Raw genomic sequence first — 18,316 nt, forward strand, 5'->3', positions numbered from 1 at the left:
CGCTGGACGCAATGGTCCTGGATGGGCCCCTGCCTGCGCAGGGGCACGTTCACTCCGAAGGAGATAAACGTGTCTGACTATCTCGACGAAATGGATCATATCGCAGACGAATCCGATCCGACGGTCGGCGATCTGGAAATCCAGAATTTCACAATCAACTTCGGTCCCCAGCACCCCGCCGCGCACGGCGTTTTGCGGATGGTGATGGAACTGGACGGCGAAGTGGTCGAACGTGTCGATCCGCACGTTGGCCTGCTGCACCGCGGCACCGAGAAGCTGATCGAGCACAAGACCTATTTGCAGGCTTTGCCCTATTTCGACCGGCTCGACTATTGTTCGCCGCTGGCGATGGAGCACAGCTATGTGCTGGCGATCGAGAAATTGCTTGATCTGGAAGTGCCGCTGCGCGGTCAATATCTGCGGGTGCTGTTCGCCGAACTGACCCGGATCTGCAACCACATGCTCAATATCGGCGCCCATGTCATGGATGTCGGCGCGATGACGCCGAATATCTGGGTGTTTGAAATTCGCGAGCAATGCATGGGCTTTTTCGAAAGAGCCAGCGGCGCGCGGATGCACAGCGCCTGGTTCCGGCCCGGCGGCGTGCACCAGGATGTACCGCTGAAGCTGCTCACCGATATCGCCGACTGGCTCGACGAATTTCCAAAGCTGTTCGATGACGCGATGAGCCTAGTCGTCGGCAACCGTATCTTCAAGCAACGCAACGTCGATATCGCCACTGTGTCGCAGGATGATGCGATCCGCTGGGGCTTTTCCGGTCCGGTATTGCGCGGCAGCGGTGTCGCCTGGGACCTGCGCAAGTCGCAGCCTTATGACGTTTACGACCGCATGGACTTCGAGGTGCCTGTGGGCACCAAGGGCGATTGCTATGACCGGTTCATGGTGCGGGTAGAGGAAGTGCGCCAGAGCGCCCGGATCATGCGCCAGTGCCTCAATGAAATGCCCGAAGGCCCCGTCGCCTCCACCGACCGCAAGATTGTCCCGCCCAAGCGCGCCGAGATGAAGCAGTCGATGGAAGCGCTGATCCACCATTTCAAACTCTACACCGAAGGCTTCCACGTTCCGGCGGGCGAAGTCTATGTCGCGACCGAAAGCCCGAAGGGCGAATTCGGCGTCTATCTGGTCAGCGACGGGACAAACAAGCCCTATCGCTGCAAGATCCGGCCGACCGCTTTCTCGCATCTGCAGGCAATGGATTTCATGACCAAGGGCCATATGCTGCCCGACGCCACCGCCATTTTGGGCGCGATTGATGTCGTATTTGGAGAATGTGACCGATAATGGCTGAAGCACCAACCATCCCTGACGAAATCGAAACCCGCGCCAAATGGGGCGATTTTGCGTTTACGCCGGAAAACGAGAAGCTGGCCAAGTGGCAGATCGCGAAATATCCGGCTGGCCGCCAGAAATCGGCGGTCATGGCGTTGCTCGACCTGGCTCAGCGGCAGGTCGGTGCGGATACGAAAACACAAGGCTGGCTGCCGGTTCCGGTGATCGAATATGTCGCCGCCTATCTCGATATGCCCTATATGCGGGCCTATGAGGTCGCGACCTTCTACACCATGTATAATCTCGCGCCGGTCGGTCGCTATCATGTGCAGGTCTGCGGAACCACGCCGTGCATGTTGCGCGGCAGCGACGATGTGATGGCGGCTTGCAAGAACAAGGGCATGGCAAAGGGCAAGACCACGCCGGACGGCCTGTTCACGCTGACCGAGGTCGAGTGCATGGGCAATTGCTCGAACGCGCCGATGGGCCAGATCAACGACGATAATTACGAAGATCTCGACTATGACATCATGACCCGGATCCTCGAGGATCTGGCAGCGGGCAAGGAAATCCCCGTGGGCTCGCAGATCGGTCGCAAGACCAGCGAAGCGGAAGGTGGGCCTACCAACCTGCAGGCGATGGTTGAAGAAAATCACGATTACCGGGGGGAATGGTGATGGGCGTTTCCTATTTTCCTCCCTGTGCAAAGCACGGGGAGGTGTCAGTCCGCAGGACTGACGGAGGGGCGGCGACGCACGCTGCGCTCTGCGGATTTTACCCCTCCACCACGCTTCGCGCGGTCTCCCTCCCCAAAGCTGCGCTTCAGGGAGGATGTTGATGCCATGCTACTCGACGGATATGCAGGCTGGATCGGGCTCGCCGTGGTCATCCTTGGTATTTTTGGCGGCCTGTGGGGTCGCTGGAGGAAAAAATAATGGCGTTTGATTTCCTTCAGGACAAGGACCGCATCTTCACCAATGTCTACGGTTTCCAGCACTGGGGGCTGAAAGAGGCGCAGCATCGCGGCGACTGGGACAATACCGCCGATATCATCAAGCGCGGCAATGACAAGATCATCGAGGAAATGAAGGCGAGCGGCCTGCGCGGTCGTGGCGGCGCGGGTTTTCCGACCGGTCTGAAATGGTCGTTCATGCCCAAGGAAGCGCCCAAGGATAGCCAGGGCAATCCGCGGCCGAGCTTTCTTGTGATCAACGCCGATGAATCCGAACCGGGCAGCTGCAAGGACCGCGAAATCCTGCGCAACGATCCGCATAAGCTAATCGAAGGCGCCTTGATCGCCGGTTTCGCAATGCGCGCGCGCGCCGCCTATATCTATATTCGCGGCGAATATATTTTCGAAGCCAAGGTCATGGAGGCGGCCGTCAAGGAAGCCTATGACGCTGGCCTGATCGGCAAGAATGCGGCCAAGTCCGGCTATGATTTCGACGTCTTCGTCCACCGCGGCGCCGGCGCCTATATTTGCGGCGAAGAAACCGCGATGATCGAAAGCCTCGAGGGCAAGAAGGGCCAGCCGCGTCTCAAGCCGCCATTTCCGGCGGGTGCCGGCCTTTACGGCTGCCCGACAACGGTGAACAATGTTGAATCGATCGCGGTGGTTCCGACAATCCTGCGGCGCGGTGCCAGCTGGTTCGCCAGCTTCGGTCGCGAGGGCAATCACGGCACGAAACTGTTCCAGGTGTCCGGCCATGTCGACAAACCGGCGGTGTTCGAGGAAGCCATGTCGATTCCGTTCAGAGACATGATCGAGAAACATTGCGGCGGTATCACCGGCGGCTGGGATAATCTGCTCGCGGTTATTCCAGGCGGTTCTTCGGTCCCGCTGGTGCCGGCCGAGCAGATCATGGACGCGCCAATGGACTTTGACGGTCTGAAGGATCTCGGTTCCGGTCTTGGTACGGCTGCGGTCATCGTGATGGACAAGTCGACCGATATCGTCCGCGCGATTTCGCGGCTCAGCTATTTCTACAAGCATGAAAGCTGCGGCCAGTGCACGCCGTGCCGCGAAGGCACCGGCTGGATGTGGCGGGTGATGGAAAAAATGCGCGATGGCGACGCGGATATCGAGGATATCGATACGCTCTACGAAGTGACCAAGCAGGTCGAAGGCCACACGATCTGTGCGCTCGGCGACGCGGCGGCCTGGCCGATCCAGGGACTGATCAGACACTTCCGCCCCGAGATAGAGCGGCGGATACACGAACATAAAGGCACGAACGTGCTGGAGGCAGCGGAATGAAAATCGCATCGGTAATATTGGGTGCCCTCGTGGCTGTCGGCATCGGAAGTCCCGCCCTTGCGCAGGTCGATCCCGACATCCAGCTCGGTTCGAAGATACCGGTCCGTCCGGAAAAGCCCGATCCGGTCAGGGATGGTCTGGTCAGGGACCGCTATGTCAGTTGCGCTTATGGTCCGCACCAGAAGCAGATTGATGGCCTGCTGGTCATCAGCGACCCGTTGACCGTCGATTTCGAGGGCGCTGGGATCGAGGAATCAAAAATGTTCCGCCAGTGGAATATCCGCGAATGTTTTGTCATGCAGGGCGATGCGGTCCAGAGCTCGATTTCATTTTCTCCGTCGGCTTTCCGCTACATGATGCTCGAAGCAGCCTATTTGCGCGCGCATCCCAAAGTGCCGGCCAATCACGAGATATGGGCAGCCAAGCCGCGCGACTATGTGACGAGCGGCGATATGTTGCCAACGGCAAAGGCTCTGGGGATCATGTCCGACTGTATTGCGAGCCAGGATCCGGTAAATGCAGACAAGCTGCTCCGCACGGCTTCCGGTACGAAAGCCGAAAAGGATGCGGCCGTCGCTCTGGTTCCAGCCCTGAGCGCCTGCATCGTCGCCGGTCAGCAGCTTCAGCTCAAGCCCGCCAATATCCGCGGCTTTGCAGCCGACGGAATGTGGCAGCGCTTCGTCGTTGGAGCGCCGTCAGCCGGAGAAAATACTCCGCCAGAGGCGCAGGACTAATGTTTGGGCTCATCATAAATGTCATGGGACATGGCCACCCGATCGGGTCAGCTGTGCTGGAGGCGGCCGCGTGAAACCGGTCCTTGCATTCATACTCATGGCCCTGATGGCAATCAACGGGTTTGGTGACCCGGCTTATGCGCAAACTTCGCAGGCCAGCGAGCGGCAGGCTGTTACGCATTTCTGGAGATATGCCAATTGTGTGGCGAAACATGACCGCCGGCGCGCAGAGGACATTTTGATTGAAGCGGACAACTCGGACGAAAATGTCAGAATGACAAAGTTGCTCGCCACGAAAAATCGCGGCTGCATCCCGGCGGGATCGGAAATGAAATTTTCCGGGTCGCTTTTCAGGGCTGCTTTGTCCGGTGCCTTGCTAAGTCGGAAATACCGCAGTGATGCGGTCGGCGACTATTCTTCTGTCGAGCCCCTCTACCGGGTCACAACATTAGCCGATGGTACGAGCGATGCGATCGTAAAAGCCATCGCCCTGAAGCAGTTCTCCGAATGTGTTTCCCGGATGGCTCCAGCCAAGACGCTCGCGCTTTTTGGCACAAAGCCATATTCGAACGACGAGGATGCGGCATTTGCATCCCTGCAAGCCGAAATGAGCCATTGTCTGCCGGTTTCCGAAGGCCAGCAATTCGGTTTCACCCGTCTAGAATTGCGAACGCTTCTTGCAGAAGTTGCTTATGAACTGGATATGAAATTGGCTCTGGGAATGGAAGCCACTGAAACAACCGAGGCGCAAAACTAATGCCTAAAGTCACCGTAGATGGCGTTGAAATCGAGGTTCCGCAGGGCGCGACTGTGCTGCAGGCGGCCGAGCTGGCCGGTAAGGAAATTCCACGTTTCTGTTACCATGAGCGGCTGTCCATCGCCGGCAATTGCCGCATGTGTCTGGTCGAGGTAAAGCCGGGACCACCGAAGCCGCAGGCGAGCTGCGCGCTGCCCGCTGCCGAAGGGCAGGAAATCCGCACCGACAGCGAAATGGTCAAGAAGGCGCGCGAAGGGGTGATGGAATTTCTCCTGATCAACCATCCGCTCGATTGCCCGATTTGCGACCAGGGCGGCGAATGCGATCTGCAGGACCAGGCCATGGCCTATGGCAAGGGCGGCTCGCGCTACGAAGAGAATAAGCGCGCGGTGACCGAGAAATATATGGGGCCGATCGTCAAGACTGCGATGACCCGCTGCATCCACTGCACCCGCTGCGTGCGCTTTGCCGAGGAAGTCGCCGGCGTCGAGGAAATTGGTGCAATTGGCCGAGGCGAGGGGATGGAGATTACCTCCTATCTCGAAGGCGCGGTGCACAGCGAACTCAGCGGCAATGTTGTCGACCTCTGCCCGGTTGGTGCGCTGACCAGCAAGCCTTACGCTTTTGAAGCGCGTCCCTGGGAATTGACCAAGACGCTCGGCATCGACGTGATGGACGGCGTCGGCACCAATATCCGCATCGACAGCCGTGGCCGTGAAGTGCTGCGCGCGCTCCCTCGCGTTAACGATGACGTGAACGAGGAATGGGCGACCGACAAGACCCGCCACGCGATTGACGGCCTGATGGAGCGCCGTCTCGACAAGCCCTATGTGCGCAAGAACGGCAAGCTGGAAGAAGCGAGCTGGAACGAAGCCTTTCAGGCAATCGCCGATGTGAAGGCCGGTAGCTCTGTTGCCGCGATCGCCGGCGATCTGGTCGATTGCGAAACCATGTATGCGGCGAAAAAGCTGCTGAAATCGATGAAATCGGACATGCTGGAAGGCCGCCAGACCGGGCTTTCCTATGACGTGTCCAATCTCGCTGCAGTGAATTTCAATTCTACCATCGCCGGTATCGAGGAAGCGGATGTGATCCTGCTGGTCTCGACCAACCCGCGCTGGGAAGCGTCTTTGGTCAACACCCGTATCCGCAAGGCCGTGCGCCAGCGCGGCGCGAAGGTTTACGGCATCGGGCCGGAAGCAGACCAGACCTATCCGGTCGAATGGCTGGGCGACGATATGGGCTTGCTGGCGAAGCTGCCCAAGGCGCTTACCGATGCGCTGAAAGGGGCAGAGAAGCCCGCGATCATTCTCGGCGGTGGTGCGCTCAGCGTCGAAGGCGCGCATGGCGCGGCGCTCAAGCTGGCCAGCAAATATAAGCTGGTCCGCGATGGCTGGAACGGTTTCAACGTCCTGCATATCGGGGCCTCGCGCACCGGCGGGCTCATGCTCGGCTATGCCTATGACGGCGGGATCAAGGCGATTGCGGCGAAGCAGCCGAAGCTGGTCTTTGCACTGGGCGCGGATGAAACCGACTTTTCCCAATTCAACAAGAGCTTCAAGGTCTATATCGGCCATCATGGCGATGCCGGTGCCCATGCGGCGGATGTCATTCTGCCGGGGGCTGCCTATACCGAGAAAAATGGCACCTATGTCAATCTCGAGGGCCGTGTGCAGCGTTCGAACAAGGCGATCTTTGCGCCGGGTGACGCGCGCGAGGACTGGAGCATCTTGCGGGCCTTGTCCGATGTGATGGGCAAGACGCTGCCGTTCGACAGTTTTGAAGAATTGCGCGCCAATATGGCGAAGGACCATCCCGAACTGGCCGCAGAAGGTCTGGTGACGCTCGCATGGTCGCCGCCAACCGGCTTGCCGGACAAGCCAGCAGGGCAGGGCATCCATCCGGTCAAGGATTTCTACCTGACCAACAGCATCGCCCGCGCCAGCGCGACCATGCAGCGCTGTTCCGCGGAACTGCTGCACGCCGATGACGAGATTATGGAGGCGGCAGAGTGAATAATGTGACTGCCATTTTTCCTCCTTGTGCGAAGCACGGGGAGGGGGATCATCCGCAGGATGGTGGAGGGGCACCGCGCCACCTCACTGCGTTCGGCCCCTCCGCCACGCCTTCGGCGCGCCACCTCCCCAAAGCGGCGCTTCAGGGAGGAAATATTAGATGACCGAATTTCTCCAATCCACATTTCTTGGCGCTGAGCTCGGCTGGTTCGTGGCCACGCTGGCGTTGATCCTGCTGATCGCGCTGCCGCTGATGCTGGCTGTCGCGATGATCATCTATGTCGACCGCAAGGTCTGGGCAGCAATGGCGTTGCGGCGTGGTCCCAATGTGGTCGGGCCCTTTGGCTTGCTGCAATCATTTGCCGATGGTCTGAAAGTGTTCCTGCAGGAAACGATTATTCCGTCGAGCGCCAACAAGGGCCTGTTCCTGCTGGCGCCGATCATCACCTTTACCGTGGCCCTGCTGGCCTGGGCGGTGATCCCGTTTGGCGATGGCATGGTGCTGGCCAATATCAATATCGGCCTGCTCTATATTCTCGCGATCAGTTCGCTCGGCGTCTACGGCGTGGTTATAGCCGGTTGGGCGAGTAACTCGAAATATCCGTTTTTCTCCGCCATGCGCGCCGCCGCGCAGATGATTTCCTATGAAGTCTCGATCGGCTTCATCCTGATCTCGGTGGTATTGTTCGCGGGGACATTCAATCTTTCCGATATTGTGCTTTCGCAGGAAGGCCATATATTCGGTCTCGTTAATGCCTATGGCCTGAACCCGCTCTTGTTCCCGATGGCGGTAGTATTCCTGATCGCCTCGATGGCGGAAACCGCGCGGCATCCCTTTGACCTGACCGAAGCGGAGAGCGAGCTGGTCGCCGGTTACCAGACCGAATATAGCTCGATGAGTTTCGCCCTGTTCTGGCTGGGTGAATATGCCAATATCCTGCTGATGTGCGCGCTCAACGCGATCCTCTTCTGGGGTGGCTGGTTGCCGCCGCTTGATGTCGACTGGATTCCGTGGTTCGATATTCCGGGTATCGTCTGGCTGTTCGGCAAGATGTTCTTTTTCTTCTTCATCTTCAGCTGGGTGATGGCGACGGTCCCGCGCTACCGCTATGACCAGCTGATGCGTCTGGGCTGGAAGATATTCCTGCCGCTTAGCCTGCTCTGGGTGTTCCTGGTCAGCGGCTATGTGATGATTGACAAGTTTGGATTGCCGCTATGAGTATTGCACAAACCATCAAGGCCTTCACGCTTTGGGAATTTATCGGCGCGCATTTGCTGACGCTGAAATATTTCTTCAAGGCGAAGAAGACGATCAACTATCCCTATGAAAAGAACCCGATTTCGCCGCGGTTCCGGGGGGAGCATGCGCTGCGTCGCTATCCCAATGGCGAGGAACGCTGCATCGCCTGCAAGCTGTGCGAAGCGGTCTGCCCGGCGCAGGCGATCACGATCGAGGCCGAACCGCGCGAAGACGGTTCGCGCCGGACCACGCGCTATGACATTGACATGACCAAGTGCATCTACTGCGGTTTCTGTCAGGAAGCCTGTCCGGTCGATGCGATCGTCGAGGGGCCGAATTTCGAATATGCAACGGAAACGCGTGAAGAGTTGATTTACGACAAGTCGAAGCTGCTCGAAAACGGCGATAAATGGGAGCGGGCAATCGCGGCAAACCTTGCCGCCGATGCGCCCTATCGGTAATGGGCGCTGTGATGATTGAGATGGGGGCATTTTTGCAAAATTGCGCTGTATGTTTCTTCCCGATGCGTAGCATGGGGAGGGGGACCAACCGCAGGTTGGTGGAGGGGGCGAGTGCGCAGCGCTCGCTTCGTTCGCGGCCCCTCCGTCACGCCTTCGCCAAGGCTTCGGCGCGCCACCTCCCCAAAGCTTCGTTTCAGGGAGGAAGTGTATAATGCAAATATTCGCTTTCTATCTCTTCGCATCCATCGTGCTTGCCAGTGGTGCCCTGTGCATTTTCTCGCGCAACCCGGTGCATAGCGTCTTGTGGCTGATCCTGGCCTTCTTCAATGCGGCGGGACTGATGCTGCTGGTCGGCGCGGAGTTTATCGCGGCGCTGCTGGTCATCGTCTATGTCGGTGCGGTCGCGGTATTGTTCCTGTTTGTCGTGATGATGCTCGACATTGATTTTGCCGAATTGCGCGCCGGGTTCATGAAAAACCTGCCGCTCGGTCTGTTGCTCGCGCTGGTGCTGGTGGTCGAGATTATCTTTGGTGTCGGTACCTGGCAGTCTGCGGGCATGGGCGAGGCCACCGCTGCGGTCGGCCTGCCCGAAGGCGCGCCGTCGAATATCGAGCAGCTCGGCGCCTTGCTGTACAGCAAATATGTCTTCCTGTTCGAGGCCGCGGGCATGATCCTGCTGGTCGCGATGGTCGGTGCAATCGTGCTGACCCTGCGAACCCGTGGCGGCGTGCGCAAGCAGAATGTCGCCGATCAGGTCGCCCGGCGTCCCGAAGACGCGACCCGCAACACACAGCCAGAAGTTGGCAAGGGAGTGGAATTGTGATCGGCATTGAACATTATCTCGTTGTCAGCTCGATCCTGTTCGTGATGGGCATGCTCGGCATCTTTCTCAATCGCAAGAATGTCATCATCATCCTGATGGCGATCGAACTGATCCTGCTCGCGGTGAACCTCAACTTTGTCGCGTTCAGCGCCTTTCTCGGCGATATGACCGGGCAGATTTTCGCCATGTTCATCCTGACCGTGGCGGCAGGCGAGGCCGCTATCGGGCTGGCCATTCTCGTGATCTATTTCCGTCAGCGCGGCACGATTGCCGTCGATGATGTCAACCGGATGAAGGGATAAGACCTTGGCTATCCAGCTAATCGTATTCCTGCCGCTGCTGGCAGCAATCGTCGCCGGTTTCGGCAATCGTATCATCGGCAATGTGCCGGCCAAGATCGTCACCACCGGCGCGCTGTTCGCGTCCTGTGCGCTGAGTTGGCCGATCTTTCTAGGCTTTCTGGGCGGATCCAGCACCGCCGAGGTCGTGCCGGTCCTGACCTGGCTGATTTCCGGGGACCTGCAATTTGACTGGGCGCTGCGCGTCGACACGCTGACCGCCGTGATGCTGGTGGTGGTGACCACCGTGTCCGCGCTCGTGCATCTCTATAGCTGGGGCTATATGGACGAAGATCCGGACCAGCCACGTTTCTTCGCCTATCTGTCGCTCTTCACTTTCGCCATGCTGATGCTGGTGACCGCCGACAATCTGGTCCAGATGTTCTTTGGCTGGGAAGGCGTGGGACTGGCCTCCTATCTGCTGATCGGCTTCTGGTTCAAGAAACCGAGCGCCAATGCGGCTGCAATCAAGGCTTTTGTCGTCAACCGCGTTGGCGACCTCGGGTTCATGCTCGGTATTTTCGCGACATTTCTGGTCTTCGGAACGGTCTCGATCCCCGAAATCCTCGAAGCCGCTCCGGGAATGGCCGGATCCACGATCACCTTTGCCGGTATGCGTCTCGATACGATGACGATCATCTGCCTGCTATTGTTTGTTGGCGCGATGGGCAAATCCGCGCAGCTCGGTCTGCACACCTGGTTGCCGGACGCGATGGAAGGGCCGACCCCGGTGTCGGCGCTGATCCACGCGGCCACGATGGTGACCGCAGGTGTGTTCATGGTCTGCCGCCTGTCGCCGATGTTCGAAACCAGCGACGTCGCGCTGACTGTCGTGACGGTTGTCGGGGCCTGTACGGCGATATTCGCCGCGACCGTCGGTCTGGTCCAGCATGATATCAAGCGGGTGATCGCTTATTCCACCTGTTCGCAGCTCGGCTATATGTTCTTTGCCGCCGGCGTTGGTGCCTATAATGTGGCGATGTTCCACCTGTTCACCCACGCCTTCTTCAAGGCTTTGCTGTTCCTCGGCGCCGGTTCGGTGATCCACGCGATGCACCACGAGCAGGACATGCGCTATTACGGCGGCCTGCGGAAAGAAATCCCGCTGACCTTCTGGGCGATGATGGCCGGTACGCTGGCGATCACCGGTGTCGGTATCTACTGGCTGCACGCGGGCTTTGCCGGCTTCCACTCCAAGGACGCGATTATCGAGGCGGCCTTCGCCTCGGGCAGCGAAACCGGCCAGTTCGCCTTCTTCATCGGCGTGCTCGCCGCCTTGCTGACCAGCTTCTACAGCTGGCGCCTGATGTTCCTGACCTTCTGGGGCAAGCCGCGCTGGATCCAGTCCGAGCATATCCAGCACAGCGTTCACAAGACGCCGGAAGAGGCTGGTGCTGACCAGACCGGTGGCTATCACCCGCATGAAAGTCCGTTATCTATGCTGATTCCTCTCGGCGTTCTCTCCATCGGTGCTGTTTTTGCCGGCTTTGTGTTCAGCCATGCCTTTATCGACGATGGCGCGTTCTGGAACGGATCCATTGCCTATGACGCCGGCCTGATGCACGCGATGCACGAAGTGCCGCTGTGGGTGAAATTGTCCGCGACCGTGGCCATGCTGACCGGTCTCGCAACCGCTTATTTCATGTATTTCCGGGGTACAGACCGTCCGGCAAGACTGGCTGCGACCTTCAGTCCGCTATACAATTTCTTCTTCAACAAATGGTATTTTGACGAGTTGTACAATCTGATCTTCATCCGCCCCGCATTCTGGCTGGGCCGGAAATTCTGGAAGACCGGGGACGAAGGCACGATCGATCGCTTCGGTCCCAACGGGATCGCATCGGTGATCGCCAGTGGCTCCGGCGTGATGAAACGCTTCCAGAGCGGCTATCTCTATAGCTATGCGCTCGTCATGCTGCTGGGTCTGGCGGCTGCAGCGACCTGGGTCATCATGCGGGGAGCCAGCTAATGAACCAGCTTGACTTTCCTATCCTGTCGCTGATGATGGGCCTGCCGATGCTGGCAGCGATTATCTGTCTGTTCCTCAATGCACAGGCGGCGCGCTGGCTGGCGCTGGTGACGACGCTGGTGCTGTTTGGCCTCGGCGTGGTGCTTTGGGCCAATTATGATATTGGTGGCCCGCAGTGGCAATATGTCGAGCGATCCGATCTGTTCGGCAATTTTGCCTGGGCCCTGGGTATCGACGGCATCTCGATGATGCTGATCATGCTCACGGTCTTCCTGATGCCGATCTGTATCGGCGCTAGTTGGGAATCGATCCAGACGCGGGTCGGCGAATATATGGCAGCCTTCCTGTTCATGGAGGTGCTGATGATCGGTGTCTTTGCGGCGCAGGATATCTTCCTCTTCTACATCCTTTTCGAAGCGGGCCTGATCCCGATGTATCTGATTATCGGTATATGGGGCGGCGCGAACCGGATTTACGCCAGCTATAAATTCTTCCTCTACACCTTGCTCGGATCGGTGGTGATGCTGATCGCGATGCTGTGGATGGTGCAGGATGCCGGCACCAGCGACATTCCGACCCTGCTCAACTATGATTTTGCGCCGGAGGCACAGACATGGCTGTGGCTGGCCTTCTTCGCCAGCTTCGCGGTGAAGATGCCGATGTGGCCGGTCCACACCTGGCTGCCCGACGCGCACGTTCAGGCGCCGACCGCCGGTTCGGTGATTCTGGCAGGCGTATTGCTGAAAATGGGTGGTTATGGCTTCCTGCGCTTCTCGCTGCCGATGTTCCCCGAAGCGTCCGAGCAGTTCATCTGGCTGGTCTTCGGCCTGTCGATGGTGGCCGTGGTCTACACGTCTCTCGTGGCGCTGGTGCAGCAGGATATGAAAAAGCTGATCGCTTATTCGTCGGTTGCCCATATGGCGATTGTTACGCTCGGCCTGTTCGCCTTCAACCGTCAGGGTATCGAGGGCGCGGTCGTCGTGATGCTCAGCCACGGTCTGGTATCCGGCGCACTCTTCCTCTGTGTCGGCGTTATCTACGACCGGCTGCATACGCGTGAAATCGATCGCTACGGCGGGTTGGCGATCAACATGCCGAAATATGCCATTCTATTCATGCTGTTCACCATGGCCTCTATCGGTCTGCCGGGCACCAGCGGTTTCGTCGGCGAATTTCTCTCGCTGGTCGGCCTGTACAAGGTTAACAGCTGGGTGACGCTGGTCGCCACGACGGGGATCATCCTCGGCGCCGGCTATATGCTCTATCTCTATCGCCGGGTGGCGTTCGGGGAGCTTGTCCACGAGGACGTAAAAGCCATGCCGGATCTTTCCGCACGGGAAATGGCGCTGCTCGCGCCGATCGCCGCTGCGGTAATGTGGATGGGTGTCTATCCCGAAAGCTTCATGGCGCCGATCCGCGGTGATGTTGGCGCGCTGGTTGCGCGTATCGATCGCGCGGCTCCGGAAGGCGATGCGCATCTTAAAATGGGAGAGGCCAAGGCCGTGACCCAGGACGAAGTTCATGGGGAGGCCCACTGATGGATATCGGAAATTCCCTTTATCTGGTTGCACCGGAAGTATTTCTCACGGTTTCCAGTCTGATCCTGCTGCTGATTGCGGCCTGGGGCGGCGAAAAATCGGCGCGCCTGGTGACAATATTGTCGGCCGCTGCGCTGTTTGGCGCCTCGATCCTGTTGATGGTTCTGGCCCATATGCCCGAATTCAAGGGCGGGGTGTATGCCTTTGACTGCCAGTATAGTATGGACGCATTCGGCAGTTCCGCGAAATTCCTGATCTATATCGCCGCCATTGTCTCCCTGATGATCGCACCGCGATTCTTTCAGGCGGGCGGCAAATATCGTCCGGAATATCCGGTCCTGATCCTGTTTGCCTGCGTCGGCATGGGGATGATGGTGTCGGCGACCGACATGATGACCCTTTATATCGGTCTCGAACTGAACAGCCTGTCGGCCTATGTTCTGGCCAGCTTCATCCGCACCGATGTGCGTTCGTCCGAAGCGGGGCTGAAATATTTCGTGCTGGGCGCGCTGGCCAGCGGGATGCTGCTCTTCGGCATTTCCCTGGTCTACGGTTTTGCCGGTTCGACCAGCTTTGCGGTGATCGGCGAGACGCTGAGCGGTGATCTGTCCACCGGTCCGCTGATCGGTCTGGTGCTGGTTCTCTCGGGACTGGCCTTCAAGATCAGCGCCGTGCCGTTCCATATGTGGACGCCCGACGTCTACGAAGGCGCTCCGACACCGGTCAGCACCTTCTTCGCCAGCGCGCCGAAAGTGGCCGCGGTGGCGCTGACGGCGCGGGTCATTATCGAAGCCTTTGGCGGCCAGACATCTGCCTGGCAGCAGATCATCATATTTGTCGCGCTGGCCTCGATCATTCTCGGTGCGGTTGCCGCGATCGGACAACAGAATATCAAGCGTCTGCTCGCCTATAGCTCGATCAACAATGTCGGCTTCCTGCTGATCGGCCTGGCTGCCGGTACGCCGGAGGGCATTTCGGCGATGATGTTCTATCTCGCCATTTATGTCGCGATGACGCTGGGCAGCTTTATCTGTGTGCTGGAAATGCGCGACAAGGACGGCAGGCCGCTGGAAAGCCTTTCCAGCCTTGCCGGACTGTCGCAGACGCGTCCCGGTCTGGCTGCCGCATTTGCGGTGTTCATGTTCTCGCTTGCCGGTATCCCGCCGCTCTTCGGTTTCTGGGGCAAGTTCCTGGTCTTTGATGCCGCCGTAGCCGCCGGCATGTTGCCGCTCGCGGTAATCGGTATTGCGGCATCGGTGATCGGTGCCTTCTACTATATAAAGGTCGTCAAGATCATCTATTTTGATGATCCATCGGGCGAGATTGTCGCGACCGGGCACAAGACCGAAAACGGTCTGATCGCGCTCATGGCATTGTTTGTCTCTCCGCTTGGCTATCTGGCAATCCCGTTCATGGCGCCGATAACCAACGCTGCTGCGGCGTCGCTTTTCTGACTATATTCGTAGAGACTGTTGCCGAGACCGCATCGACCAATGCGGATGTGAAGGCGCTGGCTCTGGCCGGTAGCGCACCGGAAGGCTTCTGGCTGCGCGCCGAGACGCAGACCGGCGGGGTAGGGCGCCGGGGCCGCAAATGGGAAAGCCCGCAAGGCAATCTCTTTTGCAGCACGATCGTGGATTTGCGGCCCGGGAATCCGGAACCGTCTTCGCTGTCCTTTGTTGCCGGGCTGGCCGTTCATGCCACCCTTCGCAACTTTCTGCCCGATGCGCCGATGCTCCTCAAATGGCCCAATGACGTGTTGGTGTCGGACGCGAAAATTTGCGGTGTCTTGCTGGAGCGGGTGAAGGAGCAGGTGGTGGTCGGTATCGGTGTAAACATCGCCCAGGCGCCACAGGTCGAGGGACGGGCGGTGACCAGCCTGAAACAGGAGGGCGCGATCACCGACGCCGCTGCGTTTCTGGACCGGCTGTCGAAAGAGTTTGAGGCCTGGGTGACGCTCTGGCGCGAAGCGGGGCTGGCCCGGATATTGAAAGAATGGCAGATGCTGGCGCATCCGGTTGGAATGACGGTCACAACCAGCGACATTGGTGGCGACAAAATCAGCGGCAAGTTCGCCGGCCTGACCGCCGACGGTGCGCTGCGCTTGAGAAAAGCCGACGGAACGCTTATCGAAATACGCGCCGGTGATATTTCCATCGGCTGAACAGAAGAGTCGCTTATGCTATTGGCCATAGATGCCGGAAATACCAATGTCGTGTTCGCTCTGTTTGACGGCGACGACATTCGTGCGCGCTGGCGGATCGCCACCGATGCCCGTCGCACAGCGGACGAATATGTCGTCTGGCTCAGGCAGCTGCTTGAGCTCGAAGGGCTGGAGCTGGGCGCCGTCGATGCGGTGATCATCGGCACCGTTGTTCCGCGCGCGTTGCATAATCTGACGGTTCTTTCGGAAAAATATTTTGGCGTGAGCCCGCTGATTGCCGGCCGTGACGCTGCGCACTGGGGTATTGCGCTCGATGTCGAGCAGCCCGACAGCGTAGGCGCGGACCGCGTGCTCAACGTAATCGCCGCGCACCAAAAATACGGACAGGATATCGTCATCATCGATTTCGGGACGGCGACCACCTTCGACGTTGCCGATTATCAAGGCGCCTATAAGGGCGGTGTTATCGCCCCTGGGATCAATCTCTCGCTCGATGCGCTGGTCGGCAAGACCGCGCAATTGCCACGGATCGCACTGGAATCGCCGCAAGATGACAATGTGATCGGCACAACCACCGAAAGCCAGATGCTGATCGGCATCTTCTGGGGCTATGTCGCGATGATCGAAGGTCTGGTAGCGCGCACGAAAGCACAAATCGGCCGCCCGACGAAGATCATTGCTACCGGTGGATTAGCCGTACTTTTTGACGAACATACAGATGTATTCGATCATCTGGAATCGGACCTGACTCTTCAGGGCCTGCATTTCCTCTATCAGCGAGCAACCAGCGCTTCATGACAAAAGCAAAAAAAGAACTTCTCTTCCTGGCCCTTGGCGGTTCGGGCGAAATCGGCATGAACGTCAATCTTTATGGCTGTGACGGCAAATGGGTGATGGTGGATCTCGGCATGACCTTCGCCGATCCCAGCTATCCGGGGATCGACCTGATCCTGCCCGATCTCGAATTTATCGAGAAAAACCAGAAGGACCTGCTCGGTATCGTGCTGACCCACGGGCACGAGGATCATATTGGCGCGGTTCCCTATTTTGCCGCCGATCTGGATGTGCCATTGTTTGCAACGCCGTTCACGGCGGGTCTGATCCGGCGCAAGCTGGAAGAGGTTGGCCTGCAAAATGATGTCGAACTGAATATCATTCCCAATGAGGGCAGTTTTGATCTCGGCCCGTTCGGTTTCCGCTACCTGCCGATTGCGCATTCTATTGCCGAGGGCAATGCGATGCTGATTGACACGCCTTATGGCCGGATTTTTCACACTGGTGACTGGAAGCTGGATGACGAGCCGGTGCTTGGCGTGCCGTCGACTCCCGAGGAATTGCAGAAAATAGGCGACGAGGGCGTCCTCGCGATGGTTTGCGATTCGACCAATGTCTTCAACACCAATGCTTCCGGTTCGGAAGGCGAAGTCCGTCGCAATCTGATGCGCGTGGTCGATGAAATCGACACCCGCGTCGTGATAACCACCTTTGCCTCCAATGCCGCCCGGTTACAGACCTTGGGCGAGGTTGCCATCCACGCGGGCCGGAAGCTCTGCGTGGCCGGCCGCTCGCTCGACCGGATCATCGAAAATTGCCGCGAAAACGGCTATCTCAAGAATTTTCCGCCGACGGTAGATTTCCAGGAAGCAATGAGCCTGCCGCGCGACGAAATCATGATCATAGCCACGGGCGGACAGGGCGAGGCGCGGGCTGCGCTGGGCCGGATCGCCGGCGACAGCCACCAGATCAAGCTTTCCGAGGGCGATCATGTGCTTTTCTCCTCGAAACAGATTCCCGGCAATGAAATTGCCATCGGCCGAATCCAGAACCAGCTGGCGGCCAAAGGCGTGGTTATGATCACCGAACGGCAGGAGCATATCCATGTCTCTGGTCATCCCGGTCAGCCGGAGCTGGCGCAAATGTATGACTGGATCAAACCGGAAATCCTGGTGCCCGTCCATGGCGAGATCCGCCATATGAAAACCCAGGCCGCCTTTGGTCTTGAGCACGGTATTCCCAAAGCGATCTTCCAGCAGAATGGCGATGTCGTCCGGCTGGCGCCCAATGGCCCGAAAATATTGGGGCAGGAGCGGACCGGGCGGCTTGTTGTTGACGGCGATGTGATCATTCCGGCTGACGGAAAAACCCTGAACGAGCGCCGCAAATCTGCTCATAACGGCCTGATTTCGGTTGCCATCGGCCTCGACCACAAGGGGAAAATTTTTGGCCAGCCGGTGCTGAAACTCAACGGCGTTCCGCTGGAGGAAGACGAAGAAGATTTTCTCGACGAGGTCATCGACAAGATTGTTGGCAAATATAGCCAGCCGGTCGGCGATATCGACAAGTTCAACGAAGCAATCCGGCTGCTGGTGCGCCGCAGTGCAACCGAGTGGACGGGCAAGAAGCCCATTGTTTCGGTACTGACGGTGGAGGCTTAGCGGACTTTGGAACTCACTTCGATCATTGCGATTTATGTGCTTTTCTGGGTGACGGCAGCCTTCATCGTGCTGCCCATCGGCATCCGGAACCATCATGAATCCGGGGTCGAGATGGTCAAGGGACAGGCGGATGGAGCGCCGGCCAACTTTCGGCCGTTGCGCGTGTTGCTGATGACCACATTGCTGGCAACGGCGGCGTTCGGTCTCTTCTATCTCAACTATGCCAATGGCTGGATCACGCTCGACACGATCGATATTTTCAACAGCCGGGAACGGATGCGCTAGGCGACCGATG

17 protein-coding genes are annotated in these 18,316 nt (G+C 58.6%); all 17 read left to right on the plus strand.

What is annotated here, in order from left to right:
• Nucleotides 1–69 precede the first annotated feature (69 nt).
• The 17 genes from BOSE62_RS02965 to BOSE62_RS03045 all read left to right on the plus strand — a co-directional run bounded on the left by BOSE62_RS02965 (nt 70) and on the right by BOSE62_RS03045 (nt 18,306).
• Entirely contained in the window at nt 70–1,302 is a 1,233-nt protein-coding gene (locus BOSE62_RS02965; RefSeq protein WP_159641894.1) for an NADH-quinone oxidoreductase subunit D, read from the plus strand.
• Nucleotides 1,302–1,967: a complex I 24 kDa subunit family protein gene (locus tag BOSE62_RS02970; protein ID WP_159641897.1), complete on the plus strand. Its 666-nt coding sequence runs from the start codon at nt 1,302–1,304 to the stop codon at nt 1,965–1,967. The genes BOSE62_RS02965 and BOSE62_RS02970 overlap by 1 nt, the downstream gene beginning before the upstream one ends.
• Before the next feature lie 257 nt (nt 1,968–2,224).
• Nucleotides 2,225–3,547 (plus strand): NADH-quinone oxidoreductase subunit NuoF, encoded by a 1,323-nt coding sequence (gene nuoF / locus BOSE62_RS02975; protein WP_159641900.1) that lies wholly within the window; start codon nt 2,225–2,227, stop codon nt 3,545–3,547.
• Nucleotides 3,544–4,281: a hypothetical protein gene (locus tag BOSE62_RS02980; protein ID WP_159641903.1), complete on the plus strand. Its 738-nt coding sequence runs from the start codon at nt 3,544–3,546 to the stop codon at nt 4,279–4,281. Before nuoF ends, BOSE62_RS02980 begins: the two co-directional genes overlap by 4 nt.
• Before the next feature lie 70 nt (nt 4,282–4,351).
• Nucleotides 4,352–5,038 (plus strand): hypothetical protein, encoded by a 687-nt coding sequence (locus BOSE62_RS02985; RefSeq protein ID WP_159641906.1) that lies wholly within the window; start codon nt 4,352–4,354, stop codon nt 5,036–5,038.
• Nucleotides 5,038–7,053, plus strand: coding sequence for an NADH-quinone oxidoreductase subunit NuoG (gene nuoG, locus BOSE62_RS02990; protein ID WP_159641909.1), 2,016 nt, complete (start codon nt 5,038–5,040; stop codon nt 7,051–7,053). Before BOSE62_RS02985 ends, nuoG begins: the two co-directional genes overlap by 1 nt.
• A gap of 160 nt (nt 7,054–7,213) precedes the next feature.
• Nucleotides 7,214–8,272 (plus strand): NADH-quinone oxidoreductase subunit NuoH, encoded by a 1,059-nt coding sequence (gene nuoH / locus BOSE62_RS02995; protein WP_159641912.1) that lies wholly within the window; start codon nt 7,214–7,216, stop codon nt 8,270–8,272.
• Entirely contained in the window at nt 8,269–8,754 is a 486-nt protein-coding gene (gene nuoI / locus BOSE62_RS03000) for an NADH-quinone oxidoreductase subunit NuoI (RefSeq protein WP_159641915.1), read from the plus strand. The genes nuoH and nuoI overlap by 4 nt, the downstream gene beginning before the upstream one ends.
• A gap of 208 nt (nt 8,755–8,962) precedes the next feature.
• Nucleotides 8,963–9,577 carry an NADH-quinone oxidoreductase subunit J gene (locus tag BOSE62_RS03005; RefSeq protein WP_159647867.1) on the plus strand — a complete coding sequence of 205 codons (615 nt, stop codon included), beginning with the start codon at nt 8,963–8,965 and terminating at the stop codon, nt 9,575–9,577.
• Nucleotides 9,574–9,879, plus strand: a complete 306-nt coding sequence (gene nuoK, locus BOSE62_RS03010; RefSeq protein WP_089132663.1) for an NADH-quinone oxidoreductase subunit NuoK — start codon at nt 9,574–9,576, stop codon at nt 9,877–9,879. Before BOSE62_RS03005 ends, nuoK begins: the two co-directional genes overlap by 4 nt.
• A gap of 4 nt (nt 9,880–9,883) precedes the next feature.
• Nucleotides 9,884–11,884: an NADH-quinone oxidoreductase subunit L gene (gene nuoL, locus BOSE62_RS03015; RefSeq protein ID WP_159641919.1), complete on the plus strand. Its 2,001-nt coding sequence runs from the start codon at nt 9,884–9,886 to the stop codon at nt 11,882–11,884.
• Nucleotides 11,884–13,422 carry an NADH-quinone oxidoreductase subunit M gene (locus tag BOSE62_RS03020; protein ID WP_159641922.1) on the plus strand — a complete coding sequence of 513 codons (1,539 nt, stop codon included), beginning with the start codon at nt 11,884–11,886 and terminating at the stop codon, nt 13,420–13,422. Before nuoL ends, BOSE62_RS03020 begins: the two co-directional genes overlap by 1 nt.
• Nucleotides 13,422–14,876 (plus strand): NADH-quinone oxidoreductase subunit NuoN, encoded by a 1,455-nt coding sequence (gene nuoN / locus BOSE62_RS03025; protein ID WP_159641925.1) that lies wholly within the window; start codon nt 13,422–13,424, stop codon nt 14,874–14,876. Before BOSE62_RS03020 ends, nuoN begins: the two co-directional genes overlap by 1 nt.
• A gap of 2 nt (nt 14,877–14,878) precedes the next feature.
• Nucleotides 14,879–15,586 carry a biotin--[acetyl-CoA-carboxylase] ligase gene (locus tag BOSE62_RS03030; protein WP_159647868.1) on the plus strand — a complete coding sequence of 236 codons (708 nt, stop codon included), beginning with the start codon at nt 14,879–14,881 and terminating at the stop codon, nt 15,584–15,586.
• A 15-nt stretch (nt 15,587–15,601) separates the two neighbouring features.
• Nucleotides 15,602–16,384, plus strand: a complete 783-nt coding sequence (locus BOSE62_RS03035) for a type III pantothenate kinase (RefSeq protein WP_159641928.1) — start codon at nt 15,602–15,604, stop codon at nt 16,382–16,384.
• Complete coding sequence (locus BOSE62_RS03040; protein WP_159641931.1) at nt 16,381–18,021, plus strand: ribonuclease J; 1,641 nt, start codon at nt 16,381–16,383, stop codon at nt 18,019–18,021. The genes BOSE62_RS03035 and BOSE62_RS03040 overlap by 4 nt, the downstream gene beginning before the upstream one ends.
• Before the next feature lie 6 nt (nt 18,022–18,027).
• Complete coding sequence (locus BOSE62_RS03045) at nt 18,028–18,306, plus strand: DUF1467 family protein (protein WP_159641934.1); 279 nt, start codon at nt 18,028–18,030, stop codon at nt 18,304–18,306.
• The last annotated feature ends 10 nt before the right edge of the window (nt 18,307–18,316 follow it).

This window comes from Sphingorhabdus sp. 109, from assembly GCF_902506555.1.
Lineage (GTDB): Bacteria > Pseudomonadota > Alphaproteobacteria > Sphingomonadales > Sphingomonadaceae > Parasphingorhabdus.